This is a genomic window from Micromonospora yangpuensis (assembly GCF_900091615.1).
Classification (GTDB): Bacteria; Actinomycetota; Actinomycetes; order Mycobacteriales; family Micromonosporaceae; genus Micromonospora; species Micromonospora yangpuensis.
In genome coordinates, this window is record NZ_FMIA01000002.1 from 5,244,127 (window position 1) to 5,260,169 (window position 16,043).

Consider the following 16,043-nt stretch of genomic DNA (forward strand, 5'->3'; position numbering starts at 1 on the left):
GGTCGGCGTGAGCCTTCCGGCCCGGCGGTTGGGCGCGGGCCGGTTCCGGTAGCACCATCTCCGGGATGACCACCTCCGGCCCGATCGGCTCCCCCACGATCGCCTCCGGCACCGTCGGCACCGGCAGGGTCCGCTCGGCCCGGACGGCCCCCTCCGAGGGGACCGGTTCGGCCGGTTCCGGCACCGTGCGCTGTCCCGTTCGGGTGGGCCGCCCGGGATCGGCCACGGCAACCGGGCCGGGCACAGCCGCCGGGCCGGGCACAGCCGGCGGATCGGGCACGGCCGCCGGGCCGGGCACAGCCGGCGGATCGGATACAGCCGCCGGGCCGGGCACGACCGCCGGGCCGGGCAGCCAGCCGGCGAGATGGGCCTGGATCTGGCGGGCCACCTCGTCCGTCGGGCGGCCGGCGTCCACGACCACGAACGCCGGGTACTCCGGCAGCGTGCGGTAGGCGAGGTCGACGGCGGACAGGTAGGCCATGCTCTCGTGGTCGGTGCCCCGACGCTCGATCCGGCGGTATGCCTCGTCCGGGTCGAGGGCGAGCAGGAAGGTCACCGTCGGGGGCGGGAACACCCGGTAGGAGATCCGGGCCAGCCGCTCCCAGCGCTGTCCACCGTGCACCCGGGTGCTGACGTACTGGCAGGCCGCGTAGCGGTCCATCACCGCCGTCCGGCCGGTGACCAGGCAGCTCAGCAGCGCGGTCGCGATGGCCAGCCAGCGCAGGACCGACTCGACCGCGAGCAGGCCGCTGCGGCCGATCAGCCGTTGGGCGTCCGGCCGGCCGAGCCGCTGTGCCACCCGGCCGAGCCATCGTCGACCGCCCGCGTTGCGGTGGTAGGTGGCGGGACGGCCGGCGGCGGTGAGCGCCGTGGCCAGTTGGTGGGCCTGGGTGGTCTTGCCCGATCCGTCGATGCCGATCAGGGCGACGGCGCGCAACCGGGCTGTGCCGCGCCGCGCCCGCCGTGATCTGGACACCCTCCACAGGTTAACCGACGCTCGCTCCCTGGGAGATTTGCCGCCTTTGTGGCATACCGTCACCGAACGCGCCCAAGGCAGGTGTGGGCGACCGGAACGCCGGGTACGCAACGGTGAATCCAAGGACCCGCCCTCGGGTCGATCGATGGGAGACATAGATGGCGGAGCGCGGGGACGAGACACTGGTACACACCCTCAAGAAGGTCGCCGCCGTGCTCAAACAGTCCGAGATCCCGTTCGCACTCGGCGGCAGCTTCGCCGTGTACGCCCACGGCGGGCACTCCGGCGACCACGACGTGGACTTCCTGATCCGGGCCCAGGACAGTGACCGCGCCCTGGAGGAGCTGGTCGCGGCCGGTTTCACCGCCGAGCGGCCGCCGGAGGACTGGCTGGTCAAGGTCTTCGACGACGACCGGATGGTGGACCTGATCCACCGGCCGATCGAGACCCCGGTGACCGAGGAGACCTTCGCCGACACGGTCGTCCGGCCGGTCGACGCGATCAACATGCCGGTGCTGTCGGCCACCCAGTTGATGGTGCACAAGCTGCTCAGCTTCTCCCAGCACTACTGCGACTTCGCCCGCGGCCTGCCGCTGGCCCGGTCGTTGCGGGAGCAGATCGACTGGGAACGGGTACGGAAGGAGACGCAGCACTCGCCGTACGCGGAGGCGTTCCTGGTGCTGCTCGACCGGCTGGACGTGGTGCCCGTGGGCGCACCGGGAGGGAAGGGGACACCGTGACCGAGCACCGCGACATCGGCGCCGGACCACCTGACGAGTACGTCGAGGCGGAGATCCACCGGCTGCTCGCCGAGGATCCGGCCGTCGCCGAGCAGGGCATCACCGTGGTACGCCGGGAACGCGGCCTGATCCTGTACGGCGAGGTGGAGAGCGCGCACCGCCGGGACGAGATCCTGCGCCGGGTCACCGAGCGCTTCCCGGACGTGCCGATCAGCAGCGACATCGGGGTGATCCGCGCGCAGGCGCCCTCCGAAGTCGAACAGTTGCCGTGAGGGGGGTTCCATGGTGATCCGGATCGCCGCCGTCGGCGACGTACACATGGACGAGGACGTGGTCGGCCGGTTCCGGCCGGCGCTGGACGAGCTGCCCGGCCAGGCCGACGCGCTGCTGCTCGCCGGGGACCTGACCCGGCACGGCACCGCGGCCGAGGCGCGGTGCGTGGCGCGTGAGTTCGGTGGGCTGGGGGTGCCGGTGGTGACCGTGCTCGGCAACCACGAGCACCAGTGCGACCAGGTGCCGCAGGTGGTGGAGGTGCTCACCGACGCCGGCATCACCGTGCTGGAGGGCGACGGCATCGTGCTGGAGTGTCCCGGGGGACGCCTCGGCGTGGCCGGGGTGAAGGGCTTCGGCGGTGGCTTCGCCGGCCGGTGCGCCAGCGACTTCGGCGAGCCGGAGATGAAGTCCTTCGTCCGGACCACCACGGAGAGCGCCGACGCGCTCGGGGCGGCACTGCGGGGACTGGAGTGTGACCTGCTGGTCGCGTTGACCCACTACTCGCCGGTGCCCGACACGCTGGCCGGTGAGCCGCTGGAGATCTACCCGTTCCTCGGCTCGTACCAGTTGGGACAGGCGATCGACTCGGCGCCGACCGCGCTGGCCCTGCACGGGCACGCCCACCACGGCTCCGAGCGGGGCACCACCCCGGGTGGGGTACGGGTCCGCAACGTCGCCCATCCGGTGATCAAACAGGCGTACAGCATCTTCGAACTCGGCGATCATCTGGCCGAGAATCGGGTTTCCGAAATCAGTGGGGCGGGTATTCAGCGGCCATGGAGCTGATTCTCTGGATTCTCGCAGTCGTCCTGATCGTTGCCGGCGTGCTGGCCCTCTTCCGCAAGCAACTTCTCTGGGGCATCGTCCTCATCGTCGTCGGGCTGGTGATCGGCCCGGGCTTCGGCGTCTTTGGTTAACCCCGCCCGTCCCGTAGACCCGCCGGGGTCGTCGTGACCGGACTCCGTCCTCCCAGACAGGAGCCTCCGGCCACGGCGACCCCGGCGTCCTCTTTTCCGGTGCCGTCTGGTTTGTCCCGCGGCGCGGCCGGGCATTCGGTGGGTATGGCGATCCGCGACAGCGTCCGACCGCGTTCCGGGGCCCGCAACTGGTGGGCCCTGCTGGGGTTCGGCGCCGCCGTGCTGGTCGCCGCCGTCGTCGGCGGCCTGGCCGCCAGCGACGCCAGTGGCGAGTACGCCAACCTGAACCAACCCTCCTGGGCGCCGCCGTCGTGGCTGTTCGGACCGGTCTGGACCGCCCTGTACGCGACCATCGCGGTGGCCGGCTGGCTGGTCTGGCGGCGGGTGGGTTTCGGTCCGGCGACGTACGCCTGGATCGCCCAACTGGTGTTGAACGCCGCCTGGACCCCGCTCTTCTTCGGTGCCGGCCGGTACGGTCTGGCGTTCGCCGAGATCGTCCTGCTGTGGCTGACCATCGGTGTCACCGTCGCACTGTTCTGGCGGGCGTTCCGTCCGGCGGCGCTGTTGATGCTGCCCTACTGGGCCTGGGTCACCTTCGCCGCCGCGCTCAACTTCTCGGTCTGGCAGCTCAACAGCTGAGCTGACTTTCGTTCCGGCCCCGGTCACCGACCGGGGCCACTTTTGCAGGTCTGCGCGGTTCGGAGGCGTCGGCTACCCTCGTGGGAGCGTGCCCACGACGTGATGGCCCGGTTTCCGGATCGTTACTCGGTCGTGTCCGCCCAGGGGTGGACCTGGGGAGATGAAAGCGCTTACATGTGTGGACGCCCATCGGACCGGCGCACCCTTGACCTGCGCGCCGGCTAGGAAGGAGGACGGCATGGCGGTCTTTGCCAGACCACGCCAGGCCTTCGTGATCGCCGGCGTGCTCGGGCTGGCGGTCAGCGCCACCGCCTGCAGCAGCGGCGACAGCGGAGAGAGCAACGCCGGCACGGGTGACTGCTCGGCCTACGAGAAGTACGAGGGTCACGACGGCAAGACGGTGACCATCTACTCGTCGATCCGGGAGATCGAGGCCGACCGTCTCGACGAGTCCTGGGCCGAGTTCAGCGAGTGCACCGGGATCGAGATCGACCACCAGGGCAGCAGCGAGTTCGAGGCCCAGCTCCCCGTCCAGGTGGACGGCGGAAACGCGCCCGACCTGGCGTTCATCCCCCAGCCCGGGCTGGTCCAGCGGTTCGCCGCCGCCGGCAAGCTGAAGGCCGCCAGCGCCGACACCAAGGCCATGGCCGAGCAGAACTACTCGCCCGACTGGCTGAAGTACGGCACCGTCGACGGCACCTTCTACGGCGCGCCGCTCGGCTCGAACGTGAAGTCCTTCGTCTGGTACTCGCCGAAGACGTTCCAGGAGAAGGGTTGGACGGTCCCGGAGACCTGGGACGACCTGATCAAGCTGAGCGACACCATCGCGGACAGCGGTACCAAGCCGTGGTGCGTCGGGGTCGAGTCCGGTGAGGGCACCGGCTGGCCGGCCACCGACTGGATCGAGGACCTGATGCTGCGGACGCAGACCCCCGAGGTCTACGACCAGTGGACCACCCACGGCATCCCGTTCAACAGCCCGCAGGTCACCGAGGCGGTCGACAAGGCCGGGCAGATCCTGAAGAACGAGAAGTACGTCAACGGCGGCTTCGGCGGGGTGCGCAGCATCACCACCACCGCGTTCCAGGAGGCGGGTCTGCCGATCCTGGAGAACAAGTGCGCGCTGCACCGGCAGGCGTCCTTCTACGCCAACAACTGGCCGGAGGGCACCAAGGTCGCCGAGGACGGCGACGTCTTCGCCTTCTACCTGCCGGCGGTCGACCCGGCCAAGGGCAAGCCGGTGCTGGGTGGCGGCGAGTTCACCGTCGCCTTCAACGACCGCCCGGAGATCCAGGCCGTGCAGACGTACCTCGCCTCCGGCGAGTACGCCAACAGCCGGGCCAAGATCGGTGACTGGGTGTCGGCGAACAACAAGCTCGACCTGGCGAACGTGCCCAACCCGGTGGACAAGCTCTCCGTGGAGCTGCTGCAGGACAGCAACACCGTGTTCCGCTTCGACGGCTCGGACCTGATGCCGGCCGCCGTCGGCACCGGGACGTTCTGGAAGGGCATGATCGAGTGGCTGAACGGCAAGGACACCGCGAGTGTCCTCTCCGGTATCGAGAGCAGCTGGCCGAACTGAGGTGATCCGGGGCCCGGTCCGCGTCGCGGACCGGGCCCCGGTCTCGGCCGTGACCCGGGGAGGGACGGATGCAGTTCGACTTGGTCGAACATCAAGGCAAGTTCGTGATGCTGTTGTACGGCCTGGTGGCGTTCGTCGTCGTGGTCGGCGGGATGCTCCTGCTGCTCGACGCGGTGCCGGCCTGGTTCGCCCGGCGGCGGGAGGCGCAGTTGGTCGCCGCCTCCGCCAGCGGTGCGCCGCTGCCCCGGCGACCGCGGCGATCCGAAGGGCTCTTCGCGCTCTTCTTCCTGCTGCCGACGGTGCTGCTGCTGCTGATCGGCCTGGTGGTGCCGGCGATCCGCACGACGGTGTTGTCCTTCATGGACGGCGGCAGCACCGAGTTCGTCGGGCTGCGTAACTACGGCTGGATGTTCAGCGAGGACTCGATCGTCCGGGTGCTGCTGAACACCCTGGCCTGGGTCATCCTGGTGCCGCTGCTGGCTTCCAGCATCGGCCTGCTCTACGCGGTCATGGTGGACCGGGTCCGGTTCGAGGCGGCGGCCAAGTCGCTGATCTTCATGCCGATGGCCATCTCGTTCGTCGGCGCGAGCATCATCTGGCGGTTCGTCTACGCCTACCGGGGTGCCGAGCAGGAACAGATCGGCCTGCTCAACCAGATCGTGGTCACCCTCGGCGGTGAGCCGAGGCAGTGGCTGCTGGACTCACCACTGAACACCCTGCTGCTCATCGTGATCATGGTCTGGATCCAGGCCGGGTTCGCGATGGTGGTGCTCTCGGCGGCGATCAAGGCCATCCCGGCGGACATCGTCGAGGCGGCCCGGCTGGACGGGGTCACCCCCTGGCAGATGTTCCGGCAGATCACCCTGCCCAGCATCAAGCCGGCCCTGATCGTCGTGGTGGTGACCATCTCCATCGCCACGCTGAAGGTCTTCGACATCGTCCGGACCTCGACCAACGGCAACTACGACACCAGCGTGGTCGCGAACGAGATGTACAACCAGGCGTTCCGGTACGGCCAGAACGGTCAGGGCTCGGCCCTGGCGGTCATGCTGTTCGTCCTGGTCATCCCGATCGTGATCTACCAGATCCGCAACCTGCGCCAGCAGCGGGAGGGCTGACATGACCACCTCTACTCCCCCGCTCGCCGCCGGCACCCAGGGCAGCAGACCGCCGACGACCACCGCGGCGCGGCGGGTCCGCAAGCGGCTGACCAGCCGTACCGCGACGATCGTGTCGATCGTCATCGCGGCGGTCTGGACCATCCCCACCTTCGGGCTCCTCGTCTCCTCGTTCCGCCCGGAGCAGCAGCTCAAGACCACCGGCTGGTGGACGTTCTTCCGCGATCCGCAGTTCACCTTCGACAACTACCAGCAGGTGCTCTTCGGTCGGGGCGCGTCCTCCGGGCAGCTCGCCGGCTACTTCATCAACTCGTTGGTGATCACCCTGCCGTCGGTGCTCTTCCCGCTCGCCTTCGCCGCGATGGCGGCGTACGCGCTGGCCTGGATCAACTTCCGCGGCCGGGACTGGCTCTACATCGCCATCTTCGCCCTGCAGATCGTGCCGTTGCAGATGGCCCTGGTGCCGCTGCTGAGCTTCTTCTCCCGGGGGGTGAGTGTGGCCGGGGTGACCCTGATGCCGGCCTGGAACCTCGTCGGCGAGGAGCGGTACATCCAGGTGTGGTTCGCGCACACCTGCTTCGCCCTGCCGTTGGCGGTGTTCCTGCTGCACAACTTCGTCTCGCAGTTGCCGAAGGACCTGATGGAGGCGGCCCGGGTGGACGGGGCAACCCACCCGAAGATCTTCCGCACCATCGTGCTGCCGCTGATCGCCCCGGCGCTCGCCGCGTTCGGCATCTTCCAGTTCCTCTGGGTCTGGAACGACCTGCTAGTCGCGTTGATCTTCGCCGGTGGCAGCAGCGACGTCGCCCCGTTGACCGTGCGGCTCGGCGAGATGGCCGGCACCAGGGGCAACGAGTGGCAACGGTTGACCGCCGGGGCGTTCGTCTCGATGGTCGTACCGTTGATCGTGTTCCTCTCTCTGCAGCGCTACTTCGTCCGTGGTCTACTCGCGGGCAGCGTGAAGGGTTGACCCGACCTCCGCCGCCGGCCGCACCCACGGCCGGCGGCGGAGGTGGTCACGAAGCGGGGAGAGCGTGACAAGGATCGACGATGTCGCCCGGCTGGCCGGGGTCTCCACGGCCACCGTCTCCCGGGCGCTGCGCGGCCTGCCGACCGTCTCGGCGGCCACCCGGCACCGGGTGCTCGCCGCCGCCGAACACCTGGAGTACGCGGTCTCGCCGAGCGCGTCCCGGCTGGCCGGCGGCCGGACCGGCACGGTCGCCGTGGTGGTGCCCCGGATCACCAGGTGGTTCTTCAGCACCGTGGTCGAGGCGGTCGAGGAGTCCCTGCACCAGTCCGGCTACGACCTGCTGCTGCACAACCTGGGCGGCCGCCGGCAGATGCGTCAGCGCGTGCTGCAGACCGCCGGCCTGCACAAGCGGGTCGACGCGATCATGCTGGTCGCCACGCCACTGCGGGTGAGCGACCTGACCGCGCTGGGCCGGCTGGACCTGCCCGGGGTGACCATCAGCTCCGGCACCGTCGTACCCGGGTGGCCCTGCGTACGCATCGACGACGTGGCCGCCGCCCGGACCGCCACCCGGCACCTGCTGGATCTCGGCCACCGCCGGATCGCGCACATCTCCGGCGACCCCGACGACGAGTTGGCGTTCACCACCCACCTGGACCGTCGTCGGGGCTACCAGGAGGCGTTGCGGGCGGCCGGGCTGCCGCTCGATCCGAGCCTGGACGTGGAGTCGCAGTTCACCATCGACGGCGGCACCCGGGCCACCGAGGAGCTGTTACGCCGGGGTGACCCGCCCACCGCGATCTTCGCCGCCTGTGACGAGATGGCGATGGGGGCGGTGAGCGCGCTGCGCGACGCCGGGCTGCGGATACCGCAGGACGTCAGCGTGATCGGCATCGACGACCACGACCTGGCCGGGGTGCTCGGACTGACCACCATCGCCCAGCCCGCGGCCGAGCAGGGCCTGCTCGCCGCCCGGGTGCTGCTCGACCCGCTGCGCGGCCTGCTCGACGCTCAGGCCGGCAGCGCAGCCGTCGCCACGACCGACGGCGGCTCCGCCACCCGCGGCGGCTCGGCGACCGGTGCCGACGCGGGTCCACCGCCGGTCGCGGGCGGCGGTGAGCCGGCGGGCCGGTCGGTCATCCTGCCCACCCGACTGGTGGTACGCGCCTCCACCGGCCCACCCCGGGCGGACTGAATCCCGGACGCCGAGCGGAGAACGGCATCACCGGCACCGCCGCTGGGCACAATTGACCCGCGACCGTACGGCTCGACACCCGGGAGAAGACCCTGAACACCAACACGACGCCCCAGGAAGCTGCCCGTTCCACCCCCGGCTGGTGGACCGAAGCCGTCATCTACCAGATCTACCCCCGGTCCTTCGCCGACTCCGACGGCGACGGCATCGGCGACCTGCCGGGCATCACCGCCCGCCTCGACCACCTCGCCGAACTCGGTGTGGACGCGGTCTGGCTGTCCCCGTTCTACCCCTCGCCGCAGGCCGACGCCGGCTACGACGTGGCCGACTACCGGGACGTCGAACCCCTGTTCGGCAAGCTCTCCGACGCCGACCGGCTGATCGCCGAGGCGAAGTCGAGGGGCCTGCGGACCATCGTCGACCTGGTGCCGAACCACACCTCGTCGGCGCACGTCTGGTTCCAGGCCGCGCTGGCCGCCGCACCGGGCAGCGCCGAGCGGCAGCGGTACGTCTTCCGCGACGGGCTCGGCCCGGCCGGTGACGAGCCGCCGAACGACTGGCAGAGCGTCTTCGGCGGGCCGGCGTGGACCCGGGTCACCGAGTCCGACGGCCGGCCGGGCCAGTGGTACCTGCACCTGTTCGACACCGCCCAGCCCGATCTGAACTGGGACAACCCGGAGGTCCGCGCGGAGTTCCTGGACGTGCTGCGGTTCTGGCTGGACCGGGGGGTGGACGGCTTCCGGGTGGACGTGGCACACGGCCTGGTCAAGCAGGCCGACCTGGCCAACTGGGAGGAGCCGCAGGAGATCCTCTCCGGGCAGGAGGTGGACAAGCCGCGCCCGCCGATGTGGGACCAGGACGGCGTACACGAGATCTACCGCGAGTGGCGTCGGGTGCTCGACTCCTACGACGGCGAGCGGATCCTGGTCGCCGAGGCCTGGGTCGAGCCGGCCGAGCGGCTGGCCCGGTACGTCCGGCCGGACGAGATGCACCAGGCCTTCAACTTCGAGTTCCTCCTGGCGGCCTGGACCGCACCGGCCCAGTACGCGGTCGTCACCCGGTCCCTGGAGGCCACCGAAGCGGTCGGCGCGCCCACCACCTGGGTGCTGTCGAACCACGACGTGGTGCGGCACGCCTCCCGGCTCGGGCTGCCGATCGGCACCCCCCGGCCCAACGGCATCGGGGCCGACGACCCGCAGCCGGACGCCGCGCTCGGGCTGCGCCGGGCCCGGGCGGCCACCCTGCTGATGCTCGCCCTGCCCGGCTCCGCCTACCTGTACCAGGGTGAGGAGCTGGGGCTGCCGGAGCACACCACGCTCGCCGACGAGGTCCGCCAGGACCCGACGTACCACCGCACCGGCGGAGCCCAACGGGGCCGCGACGGCTGCCGGGTACCGATCCCGTGGGAGGCCGACGCCCCGTCGTACGGCTTCGGGCCGACCGACGCGAGCTGGCTGCCGCAGCCGACGAGCTGGGCGGAGTACGCCCTGGACCGGCAGCGCGGGGTGCCCGGCTCGACGTACGAGCTGTACCGCACCGCGCTGCGGCTACGCCGGGAACACCAGCTCGGCCGGGGCACGCTACGCTGGCTGGAGTCCCCCGACGAGGTACTGGCCTTCGCCAACGGCCCACTGACCGTGCTCACCAACTTCGGCGCGACCCCGCTGCCCCTGCCGGCCGGCGCCGAACTGCTGCACACCAGCGCCCCGCTCGACACCGACGGCCACCTTCCCACCGACACCACCGCCTGGCTCCACACCCCCTGACCGGTGGTAAGGAAGGGCCCCTTGTTAACGCTTTCGGTAGAGAGGGTCACCCCGCTCACCGTCAGCCGTTAATAAGGGGCCCTTCCTTACCGGATAACGGAGTCCTTAGCGGAGGTGGTCGGCGCGGGTGTGGAGGAGGGCCTGCACCTGCTCGATGTCGCGGGGGCTGGTGCGGGAGGCGAGCCAGTACATGATGCCGGTGGGCACGAAGAAGAGCTGGAAGGCGGCCAGCCCGACGGCGTAGTTCAGCGGCGGCGGGAAGGCCGCCCGGAGCCCGTGGAAGGCCACCCCGACCAGCCCGTTGCCGGCCGCCCGCCCCACCCCGTTCACCAGGTTGCCGAGGCTGTACACGGTGCCCCGGTGCTCCGGCGGGTTGACGTCGGCGATCAGGGCGAACCAGTTCGGCGAGTTCGCCGAGGTCAACGCCAGCGCCACGATCGCGGTGAGCAGGCTGAACCCGACGGTCGGCTCGGTGAACACGCTGCCGAGCACGGCCCGTACCACCGTGCCGGCCCCCGCCCCGTCGGGCACCTGGATGCTGATCGGTACGAAGAAGAGCACCAGGTAGAACGGTACGGCCGCGAGGATGCCCACCGCCGCGACCAGCGCCCGGCCCCGGGCGGTACGCCGCTGCAACCAGTCGCCGATCAGTCCGCCCACGATGGAGAACACCCCGCCGAGCTGGAAGAGGGTGGCGAAGACGCTGCCCACCACCACCGCCGTGGCGGCCGAGTAGCCCTGCTGCTGGGCGCGCTCGGCGAAGAGCACCGGCAGCCAGACCAGCGAGCCGAAGGCCGCCTGCGCGGTCAGCCCCTGCAGGATCAGCCAGTGGTTGGTCCGGCGGGCCAGGATCCGGGGCAGGTCGGCCCGGGTGATCCGGTAGTCGTAGTCACCGCCGGCGGCGAGCGCGTCGACCAGTTCCGGCTCGCTCTGCCCCCGCCGCACGTCGAAGGTGAACAGGTACGCCGCCGTGGCGGCCAGCCCGACCACGCTGAGCACGAGGAACGGCCGCCGCCAGTCGACCGCGCCGAGAATCCCGCCGGTGAGCGTCCCGGCCAGGGTGCCGACCCCCTGGGACAGCCCCCAGAAGCTCATCACCAGGCCCCGGCGACGCGGCGAGATCAGGTCGGTGACCACCGAGAACCCCACCGAGCCGACCGCGCCGAGCCCGACGGCCGCGAGCAGTTGCGCGGCCAGGAAACCGGGGTACGACGTGGCGAGCGCGCTGCCGCCGGTGCCGGCCGCCCAGAGCAGGGTGCCCACCATCAGCAGCGGTTTGCGGTCGCGCCGGTCGCCGACGTACGCCCAGATCACCGCGGCCACCGCGCTGACCAGGAAGGTCGCCGCCGTGACCAGCCCGATCATGCGCTGGGGTACGTCGAGGTCGGCGGCGATCGGTCCGTACAGCGGCGGCACCAGGCCGATCGCCACGTTGTCCAGCGAGGCGAGGATGACGAAGACCACGACGCTGTAGAGCCGGTGCGCCGCCGTGCCGCCCCACGCGTTGCGCACTCCGTCTCCCGCCCTCGTCCCGTCCGCCACGCCATGAGCAGCAGATCACGACGACGGATCGGTATGCCCGGCGGCCCACCGAGGATCAGGCGGACGGGCGTCCCGGCCGCCCGGAGCCCCGGACGGTAGCCGGCCCGGCCACCCGGAGCCCCGAACGATAGCCGGCCCGGCCACCCGGAGCCCCGAACGGTAGCCGGCCCGGCCACCCGGAGCCCCGGACGCTAGCCGGCCCGGCCTTCCGGAGCCCCGGACGGTAGCCGGCCCGGCCGCCCGGATCCCCGACGGTGGGCGGGGATCCGGACTGGCTCAGCCGAGGGGGCTCAGCCGGTGAGTCGGTCGGTCACCAGGTCCCGGGCCTGCTGGTACCGGTGCCGGATCGCGGGGACGCCGTCGGCGGCGTACTCCTCGGTGCCGGCCAGTGGCCAGGTCGGCGGCGTCGCCCCACCGAGGGCGACCCAGGCGGCCTGGCGCGCGGCCCCGTCGGCGACGTACTCGCCGGGTGGCGGGACGACGACCGGGCAGCCGAAGACCTGCGGGGCGATCCGGCGGACCGCCGCCGACCGGGCGCCGCCACCGACCAGCAGCACCCGCTCGACCCGGGCGCCCTGCGCGCGCAGCGCGTCGAGGCCGTCGGCGAGCGCGCAGAGCATGCCCTCGACGGCGGCCCGGGCCAGGTGGGCGGCGGTGGAGGTACGCAGGGTCAGCCCGTGCACGGCTCCGGTGGCGTCCGGCCGGTTCGGGGTCCGTTCGCCCTCCAGGTAGGGGACCATGACCAGCCCGTCCGCCCCGGGCGGCCCGGCCAGCGCCAGGTCGGCCAGCTCGTCCAGGGTGACCCGGAGCATTCCGGCGGCGGCGTCGAGCACCCGGGCGGCGTTGAGCGTGCAGACCAGGGGCAGGAACCGACCGGTGGCGTCGGCGAAGCCGGCGACCTCGCCGGCCGGGTCGGCCGCCGGGGTGTCGGCGACGCTGAACACGGTGCCGGAGGTGCCGATCGAGACGACGACGTCACCGGGTCGGGCGCCGACGCCCAGCGCGGCGGCGGCGTTGTCGCCCGCCCCGGCGCCGAGCAGGGCCCCGCCCGAGGACGCGCCGCCGGGCAGCGCGGCACCGGCCAGGGTGCCGGCGGACTCGGCCGCGCCGAGCACCTCCGGCACCCGGGGCCGTTGACCGAGGGCCTGTTCCAGCAGGTCGGGACGGTACCGGCCGGTCGGGGTGGACCAGTATCCGGTGCCGCTGGCGTCGCTGCGGTCGGTACGCAACGACGCCAGGTCGGCGGCCCCGCCCAACCGCCAGGTAAGCCAGTCGTGTGGCAGGCAGACCCCGGCGACGCGGGCGGCGTTCGCCGGCTCGTGACGGGCCAGCCAGCGCAGCTTGGTGACGGTGAAGCTGGCCACCGGGACGGAGCCGACCGCGTCGGCCCAGAACCGGCGGCCGGCCTCCCCCTCGCCGGCCTCGGCGACCAGCTCGGCGGCGGCACCGGCCGAGCGGGTGTCGTTCCAGAGCAGCGCCGGCCGGACCACCTCCCCGGCGGAGTCCAGGCAGACCATGCCGTGCTGCTGCCCGGCGACGGAGACGGCCGCCACGTCGGCCAGCCCACCGGCGGCGTCGACCGCCGTCTCCAGGGCCTGCCACCAGGCCCGGGGATCGACCTCGGTGCCGTCCGGGTGCGGAGCCCGGCCCTGGCGGACCAGGGTTCCGGTCTCCGCGTCCCGGATCACCACCTTGCAGGACTGGGTGGACGAGTCCACCCCGGCGACCAGCGCCATCCCGGCCTACCTCAGCGCGCGCCGAGCAGGTGCTCGACGGCGAGCTGGTTGAGCCGGACGAAACCGAAGCCCTTCGCCGCGGTCGCGTCCACGTCGAAGGTCTCGAACGCGGAGGTGTCGGCGAGCAGCTCGGTGTAGGTCTCGCCGGGGTTCAGCGTCGGCTGGGCCAGCTCGGCGACCTTGCTGGCGGCCAGCGCCTCGGCCACCTCCGGGTCCGCCCGGAAGGCCGCCGCGCGCTCCTTGAGCAGCAGGTACATCCGCATGTTCGCCTCCGCCGAGGCCCACACGCCGGCGATGTCCTCGGTCCGCGACGGCTTGTAGTCGAAGTGCCGGGGGCCGGTGTAGGCGGGCGCGCCCTCCGGGCCGCCGTGCTCCAGCAGGTCGACCAGGGCGAACGCGTTGATCAGGTCACCGTGGCCGAAGACCAGGTCCTGGTCGTACTTGATGCCACGCTGGCCGTTGAGGTCGAGGTGGAACAGCTTGCCCTGCCAGAGCGCCTGGGCGATGCCGTGGGCGTAGTTGAGCCCGGCCATCTGCTCGTGGCCCACCTCGGGGTTGAGGCCGACCAGCTCCGAGTGCTCCAGGGTGGAGATGAAGGCGAGCGCGTGCCCGACGGTGGGCAGCAGGATGTCGCCGCGCGGCTCGTTGGGCTTGGGCTCGATGGCGAAGCGCAGGTCGTAGCCGCGGTCGACGACGTACTGGGTGAGCAGGTTGACGCCCTCGCGGTAGCGCTCCAGCGCGGCCTGCACGTCCTTGGCCACGTCGTACTCGGAGCCCTCCCGGCCGCCCCACATGACGAACGTCTTCGCGCCCAGCTCGGCGGCGAGGTCGACGTTGCGCAGCACCTTGCGCAGGGCGTACCGGCGGATGTCCCGGTCGTTGCTGGTGAAGCCGCCGTCCTTGAAGACCGGGTGGGTGAACAGGTTGGTGGTGACCATCGGCACCACCAGGCCGGTCTCGTCGAGGGCCTTGCGGAACCGGGCGATGTGCTGGTCCCGGGTGGCGGCGTCGACCCCGAACGGGATCAGGTCGTCGTCGTGGAAGGTGATCCCGTACGCGCCGAGCTCGGCGAGCCGGTGCACCGCCTCGACCGCGTCCAGCTCTTCGCGGGTGGCTTCGCCGAACGGGTCGCGGGCCGTCCAGCCCACCGTCCAGAGGCCGAAGGAGAACTTGTCGGCGGGAGTGGGACGGGGTGCCATGCCGGACCTCCGGTGTCGTCGTACGTTATTTGTTCAGTGATTGAATTATTTGGCGGCGCTGTGGCAGTGTCAAGAGGTGAGTCGAGCCAGCAGCCCGGCCGGCGCGGTCCGCCAGGGCAGCCTCCGGGAACTCAACCTCGCCGTGGTGCTGCGCCGGATCGCCGCCGCCGCCGACCGGCCACCGTCGCGCGCCGATCTGGCCGCCGACACCGGGTTGACCCGGGCCACCGTCTCGGCCGTGGTCGACGACCTGATCGGCGGCCGGTTGGTCACCGAGGCGGCCCCGGCACCGCGTACCGGCGCCGGACGGCCCGCCCGGGGCCTGGTGCTCGCCGACGACGGCCCGGCCGGTCTCGGCCTGGAGGTCAACGTCGACTACCTGGCCGCCTGCGTGGTCGACCTCGCCGGTTCCGTCCGGCACCACACCGTGCGCCGGGCCGACCTGCGTCCGGTCTCCCCCGCCGACGCGCTCGCCCAACTGGGTGAGCTGGCCGTCCGGGCCCGCGCCGACGCCCGCCGGCAGGGCCTCACCCTGGCCGGTACGGCCCTCGGCGTGCCCGGACTGGTAGGCGACGGCGGACTGGTCCGGCTCGCGCCGAACCTGGGCTGGCGGGAGGTGGACGTACCGGCCCTGCTGCGCCGGCACCTGCCCCCGATCAGACCGGTCGCCGGGGTGCCGGCGCTGGTGGTCGACAACGAGGCCAACCTCGCGGCGCTCGGCGAACTGCACGCCGGGACGGCCGGACCGCACAGCTTCCTGCACATCTCCGGCGAGGTGGGCATCGGTGCCGGCATCGTGCTCGACGACGCGCTGTTCCGCGGCGCCCGCGGCTGGAGCGGCGAGATCGGCCACATCCCGGTCGACCCCGAGGGTCGACCGTGCCGGTGCGGCGGCCAGGGCTGCCTGGAGCAGTACGCCGGACAGGAGGCGGTGCTGGCCGCCGCCGGCCTGACCGGGGCGGACCTGCCGGCGGACACCGCGGCGACCCGGCTGACCGACCTCGCCGCGGCCGGGGAACCCACCGCGCTGCGGGCCCTGCACGACGCCGGCACCGCGCTCGGGGTGGCGATCGCCGCCGTGGTGAACCTGCTGGACCTGGACACCGTGGTCCTCGGCGGCGGATACGCCCCGCTGACCCCCTGGCTCCGGCCACCGGTGCTGGCCGAGATCTCCCGCCGGGTGCTCACCGCCGCCTGGTCGCCGGTGACCGTCCGCCCGGCCACCCTCGGCCCGGAGGCCGCCGTGGTCGGCGGGGCCGGGTCGGTGGTCCGGCAGATCATCGCCGAGCCCATCGGTTGGCTGGCCGGTCGACGCACTTCCTGGATGGGCGATCCCAGCTCCACCTCGGTACTCTTGCCGAAAGGCAACGATCCGCCGTCCTAGGGAGTG

General features: G+C 72.0%; 14 protein-coding genes and 1 pseudogene. 11 read left to right on the plus strand and 4 right to left on the minus strand.

Going from position 1 to position 16,043, the window contains the following annotated elements; all coding sequences use genetic code 11:
* Nucleotides 1–349: 349 nt before the first annotated feature.
* Nucleotides 350–976 (minus strand): annotated as a pseudogene (locus tag GA0070617_RS23690) (dTMP kinase); the annotation flags it as partial.
* A gap of 158 nt (nucleotides 977–1,134) precedes the next feature.
* Between GA0070617_RS23690 and GA0070617_RS23695 the strand changes: the two are divergent.
* From GA0070617_RS23695 to GA0070617_RS23735, 10 genes are all read left to right on the plus strand, one after another.
* On the plus strand, nucleotides 1,135–1,716 hold the full coding sequence (locus tag GA0070617_RS23695) for a nucleotidyltransferase family protein (protein WP_091442807.1): 582 nt from the start codon (nucleotides 1,135–1,137) through the stop codon (nucleotides 1,714–1,716).
* Nucleotides 1,713–1,988, plus strand: coding sequence for a hypothetical protein (locus GA0070617_RS23700; protein WP_091442809.1), 276 nt, complete (start codon nucleotides 1,713–1,715; stop codon nucleotides 1,986–1,988). Before GA0070617_RS23695 ends, GA0070617_RS23700 begins: the two co-directional genes overlap by 4 nt.
* 10 nt (nucleotides 1,989–1,998) lie before the next feature.
* A complete protein-coding gene (locus GA0070617_RS23705; RefSeq protein WP_091442812.1) occupies nucleotides 1,999–2,775 on the plus strand; it encodes a metallophosphoesterase family protein in 777 nt (258 codons plus the stop codon).
* Nucleotides 2,766–2,906, plus strand: coding sequence for a GPGG-motif small membrane protein (locus GA0070617_RS30785; RefSeq protein ID WP_175440634.1), 141 nt, complete (start codon nucleotides 2,766–2,768; stop codon nucleotides 2,904–2,906). Before GA0070617_RS23705 ends, GA0070617_RS30785 begins: the two co-directional genes overlap by 10 nt.
* Before the next feature lie 144 nt (nucleotides 2,907–3,050).
* Entirely contained in the window at nucleotides 3,051–3,545 is a 495-nt protein-coding gene (locus tag GA0070617_RS23710; protein ID WP_091442816.1) for a TspO/MBR family protein, read from the plus strand.
* 238 nt (nucleotides 3,546–3,783) lie between these two features.
* Entirely contained in the window at nucleotides 3,784–5,127 is a 1,344-nt protein-coding gene (locus tag GA0070617_RS23715; protein WP_091442820.1) for an ABC transporter substrate-binding protein, read from the plus strand.
* Nucleotides 5,128–5,195: 68 nt separating this feature from the next.
* Nucleotides 5,196–6,245, plus strand: coding sequence for a carbohydrate ABC transporter permease (locus GA0070617_RS23720; RefSeq protein WP_091442824.1), 1,050 nt, complete (start codon nucleotides 5,196–5,198; stop codon nucleotides 6,243–6,245).
* Nucleotide 6,246: 1 nt separating this feature from the next.
* Nucleotides 6,247–7,215, plus strand: coding sequence for a carbohydrate ABC transporter permease (locus GA0070617_RS23725; RefSeq protein ID WP_091442827.1), 969 nt, complete (start codon nucleotides 6,247–6,249; stop codon nucleotides 7,213–7,215).
* A gap of 64 nt (nucleotides 7,216–7,279) precedes the next feature.
* Nucleotides 7,280–8,410 carry a LacI family DNA-binding transcriptional regulator gene (locus tag GA0070617_RS23730; protein WP_091442830.1) on the plus strand — a complete coding sequence of 377 codons (1,131 nt, stop codon included), beginning with the start codon at nucleotides 7,280–7,282 and terminating at the stop codon, nucleotides 8,408–8,410.
* A gap of 92 nt (nucleotides 8,411–8,502) precedes the next feature.
* Complete coding sequence (locus GA0070617_RS23735) at nucleotides 8,503–10,176, plus strand: glycoside hydrolase family 13 protein (protein WP_091442833.1); 1,674 nt, start codon at nucleotides 8,503–8,505, stop codon at nucleotides 10,174–10,176.
* Between the two features lie 105 nt (nucleotides 10,177–10,281).
* Here GA0070617_RS23735 and GA0070617_RS23740 read toward each other — a convergent pair whose 3' ends face one another.
* The 3 genes from GA0070617_RS23740 to xylA all read right to left on the minus strand — a co-directional run bounded on the left by GA0070617_RS23740 (nucleotide 10,282) and on the right by xylA (nucleotide 14,653).
* The gene (locus GA0070617_RS23740) at nucleotides 10,282–11,718 is read right to left on the minus strand and encodes an MFS transporter (RefSeq protein WP_373868385.1); all 1,437 of its coding nucleotides are present in this window, start codon (nucleotides 11,716–11,718) and stop codon (nucleotides 10,282–10,284) included.
* 290 nt (nucleotides 11,719–12,008) lie between these two features.
* Nucleotides 12,009–13,454, minus strand: a complete 1,446-nt coding sequence (xylB, locus tag GA0070617_RS23745) for a xylulokinase (RefSeq protein ID WP_091442839.1) — start codon at nucleotides 13,452–13,454, stop codon at nucleotides 12,009–12,011.
* A gap of 11 nt (nucleotides 13,455–13,465) precedes the next feature.
* Nucleotides 13,466–14,653, minus strand: a complete 1,188-nt coding sequence (gene xylA, locus GA0070617_RS23750) for a xylose isomerase (RefSeq protein ID WP_091442841.1) — start codon at nucleotides 14,651–14,653, stop codon at nucleotides 13,466–13,468.
* Nucleotides 14,654–14,729: 76 nt separating this feature from the next.
* Here xylA and GA0070617_RS23755 point away from each other — a divergent pair, with 76 nt between their 5' ends.
* Nucleotides 14,730–16,037, plus strand: coding sequence for an ROK family protein (locus GA0070617_RS23755; protein WP_175440635.1), 1,308 nt, complete (start codon nucleotides 14,730–14,732; stop codon nucleotides 16,035–16,037).
* Nucleotides 16,038–16,043: the final 6 nt, after the last annotated feature.

What these genes read in the sequence shown, in the direction of transcription:
- GA0070617_RS23695 (WP_091442807.1), top strand. Translation starts at nt 1,135, where the DNA reads ATGGCGGAGCGCGGGGACGAGACACTGGTACACACCCTCAAGAAGGTC.
- GA0070617_RS23705 (WP_091442812.1), top strand. Translation starts at nt 1,999, where the DNA reads ATGGTGATCCGGATCGCCGCCGTCGGCGACGTACACATGGACGAGGAC.
- GA0070617_RS30785 (WP_175440634.1), top strand. Translation starts at nt 2,766, where the DNA reads ATGGAGCTGATTCTCTGGATTCTCGCAGTCGTCCTGATCGTTGCCGGC.
- GA0070617_RS23710 (WP_091442816.1), top strand. Translation starts at nt 3,051, where the DNA reads ATGGCGATCCGCGACAGCGTCCGACCGCGTTCCGGGGCCCGCAACTGG.
- GA0070617_RS23715 (WP_091442820.1), top strand. Translation starts at nt 3,784, where the DNA reads ATGGCGGTCTTTGCCAGACCACGCCAGGCCTTCGTGATCGCCGGCGTG.
- GA0070617_RS23720 (WP_091442824.1), top strand. Translation starts at nt 5,196, where the DNA reads ATGCAGTTCGACTTGGTCGAACATCAAGGCAAGTTCGTGATGCTGTTG.
- GA0070617_RS23725 (WP_091442827.1), top strand. Translation starts at nt 6,247, where the DNA reads ATGACCACCTCTACTCCCCCGCTCGCCGCCGGCACCCAGGGCAGCAGA.
- xylB (WP_091442839.1), bottom strand. Translation starts at nt 13,454, where the DNA reads ATGGCGCTGGTCGCCGGGGTGGACTCGTCCACCCAGTCCTGCAAGGTG.
- xylA (WP_091442841.1), bottom strand. Translation starts at nt 14,653, where the DNA reads ATGGCACCCCGTCCCACTCCCGCCGACAAGTTCTCCTTCGGCCTCTGG.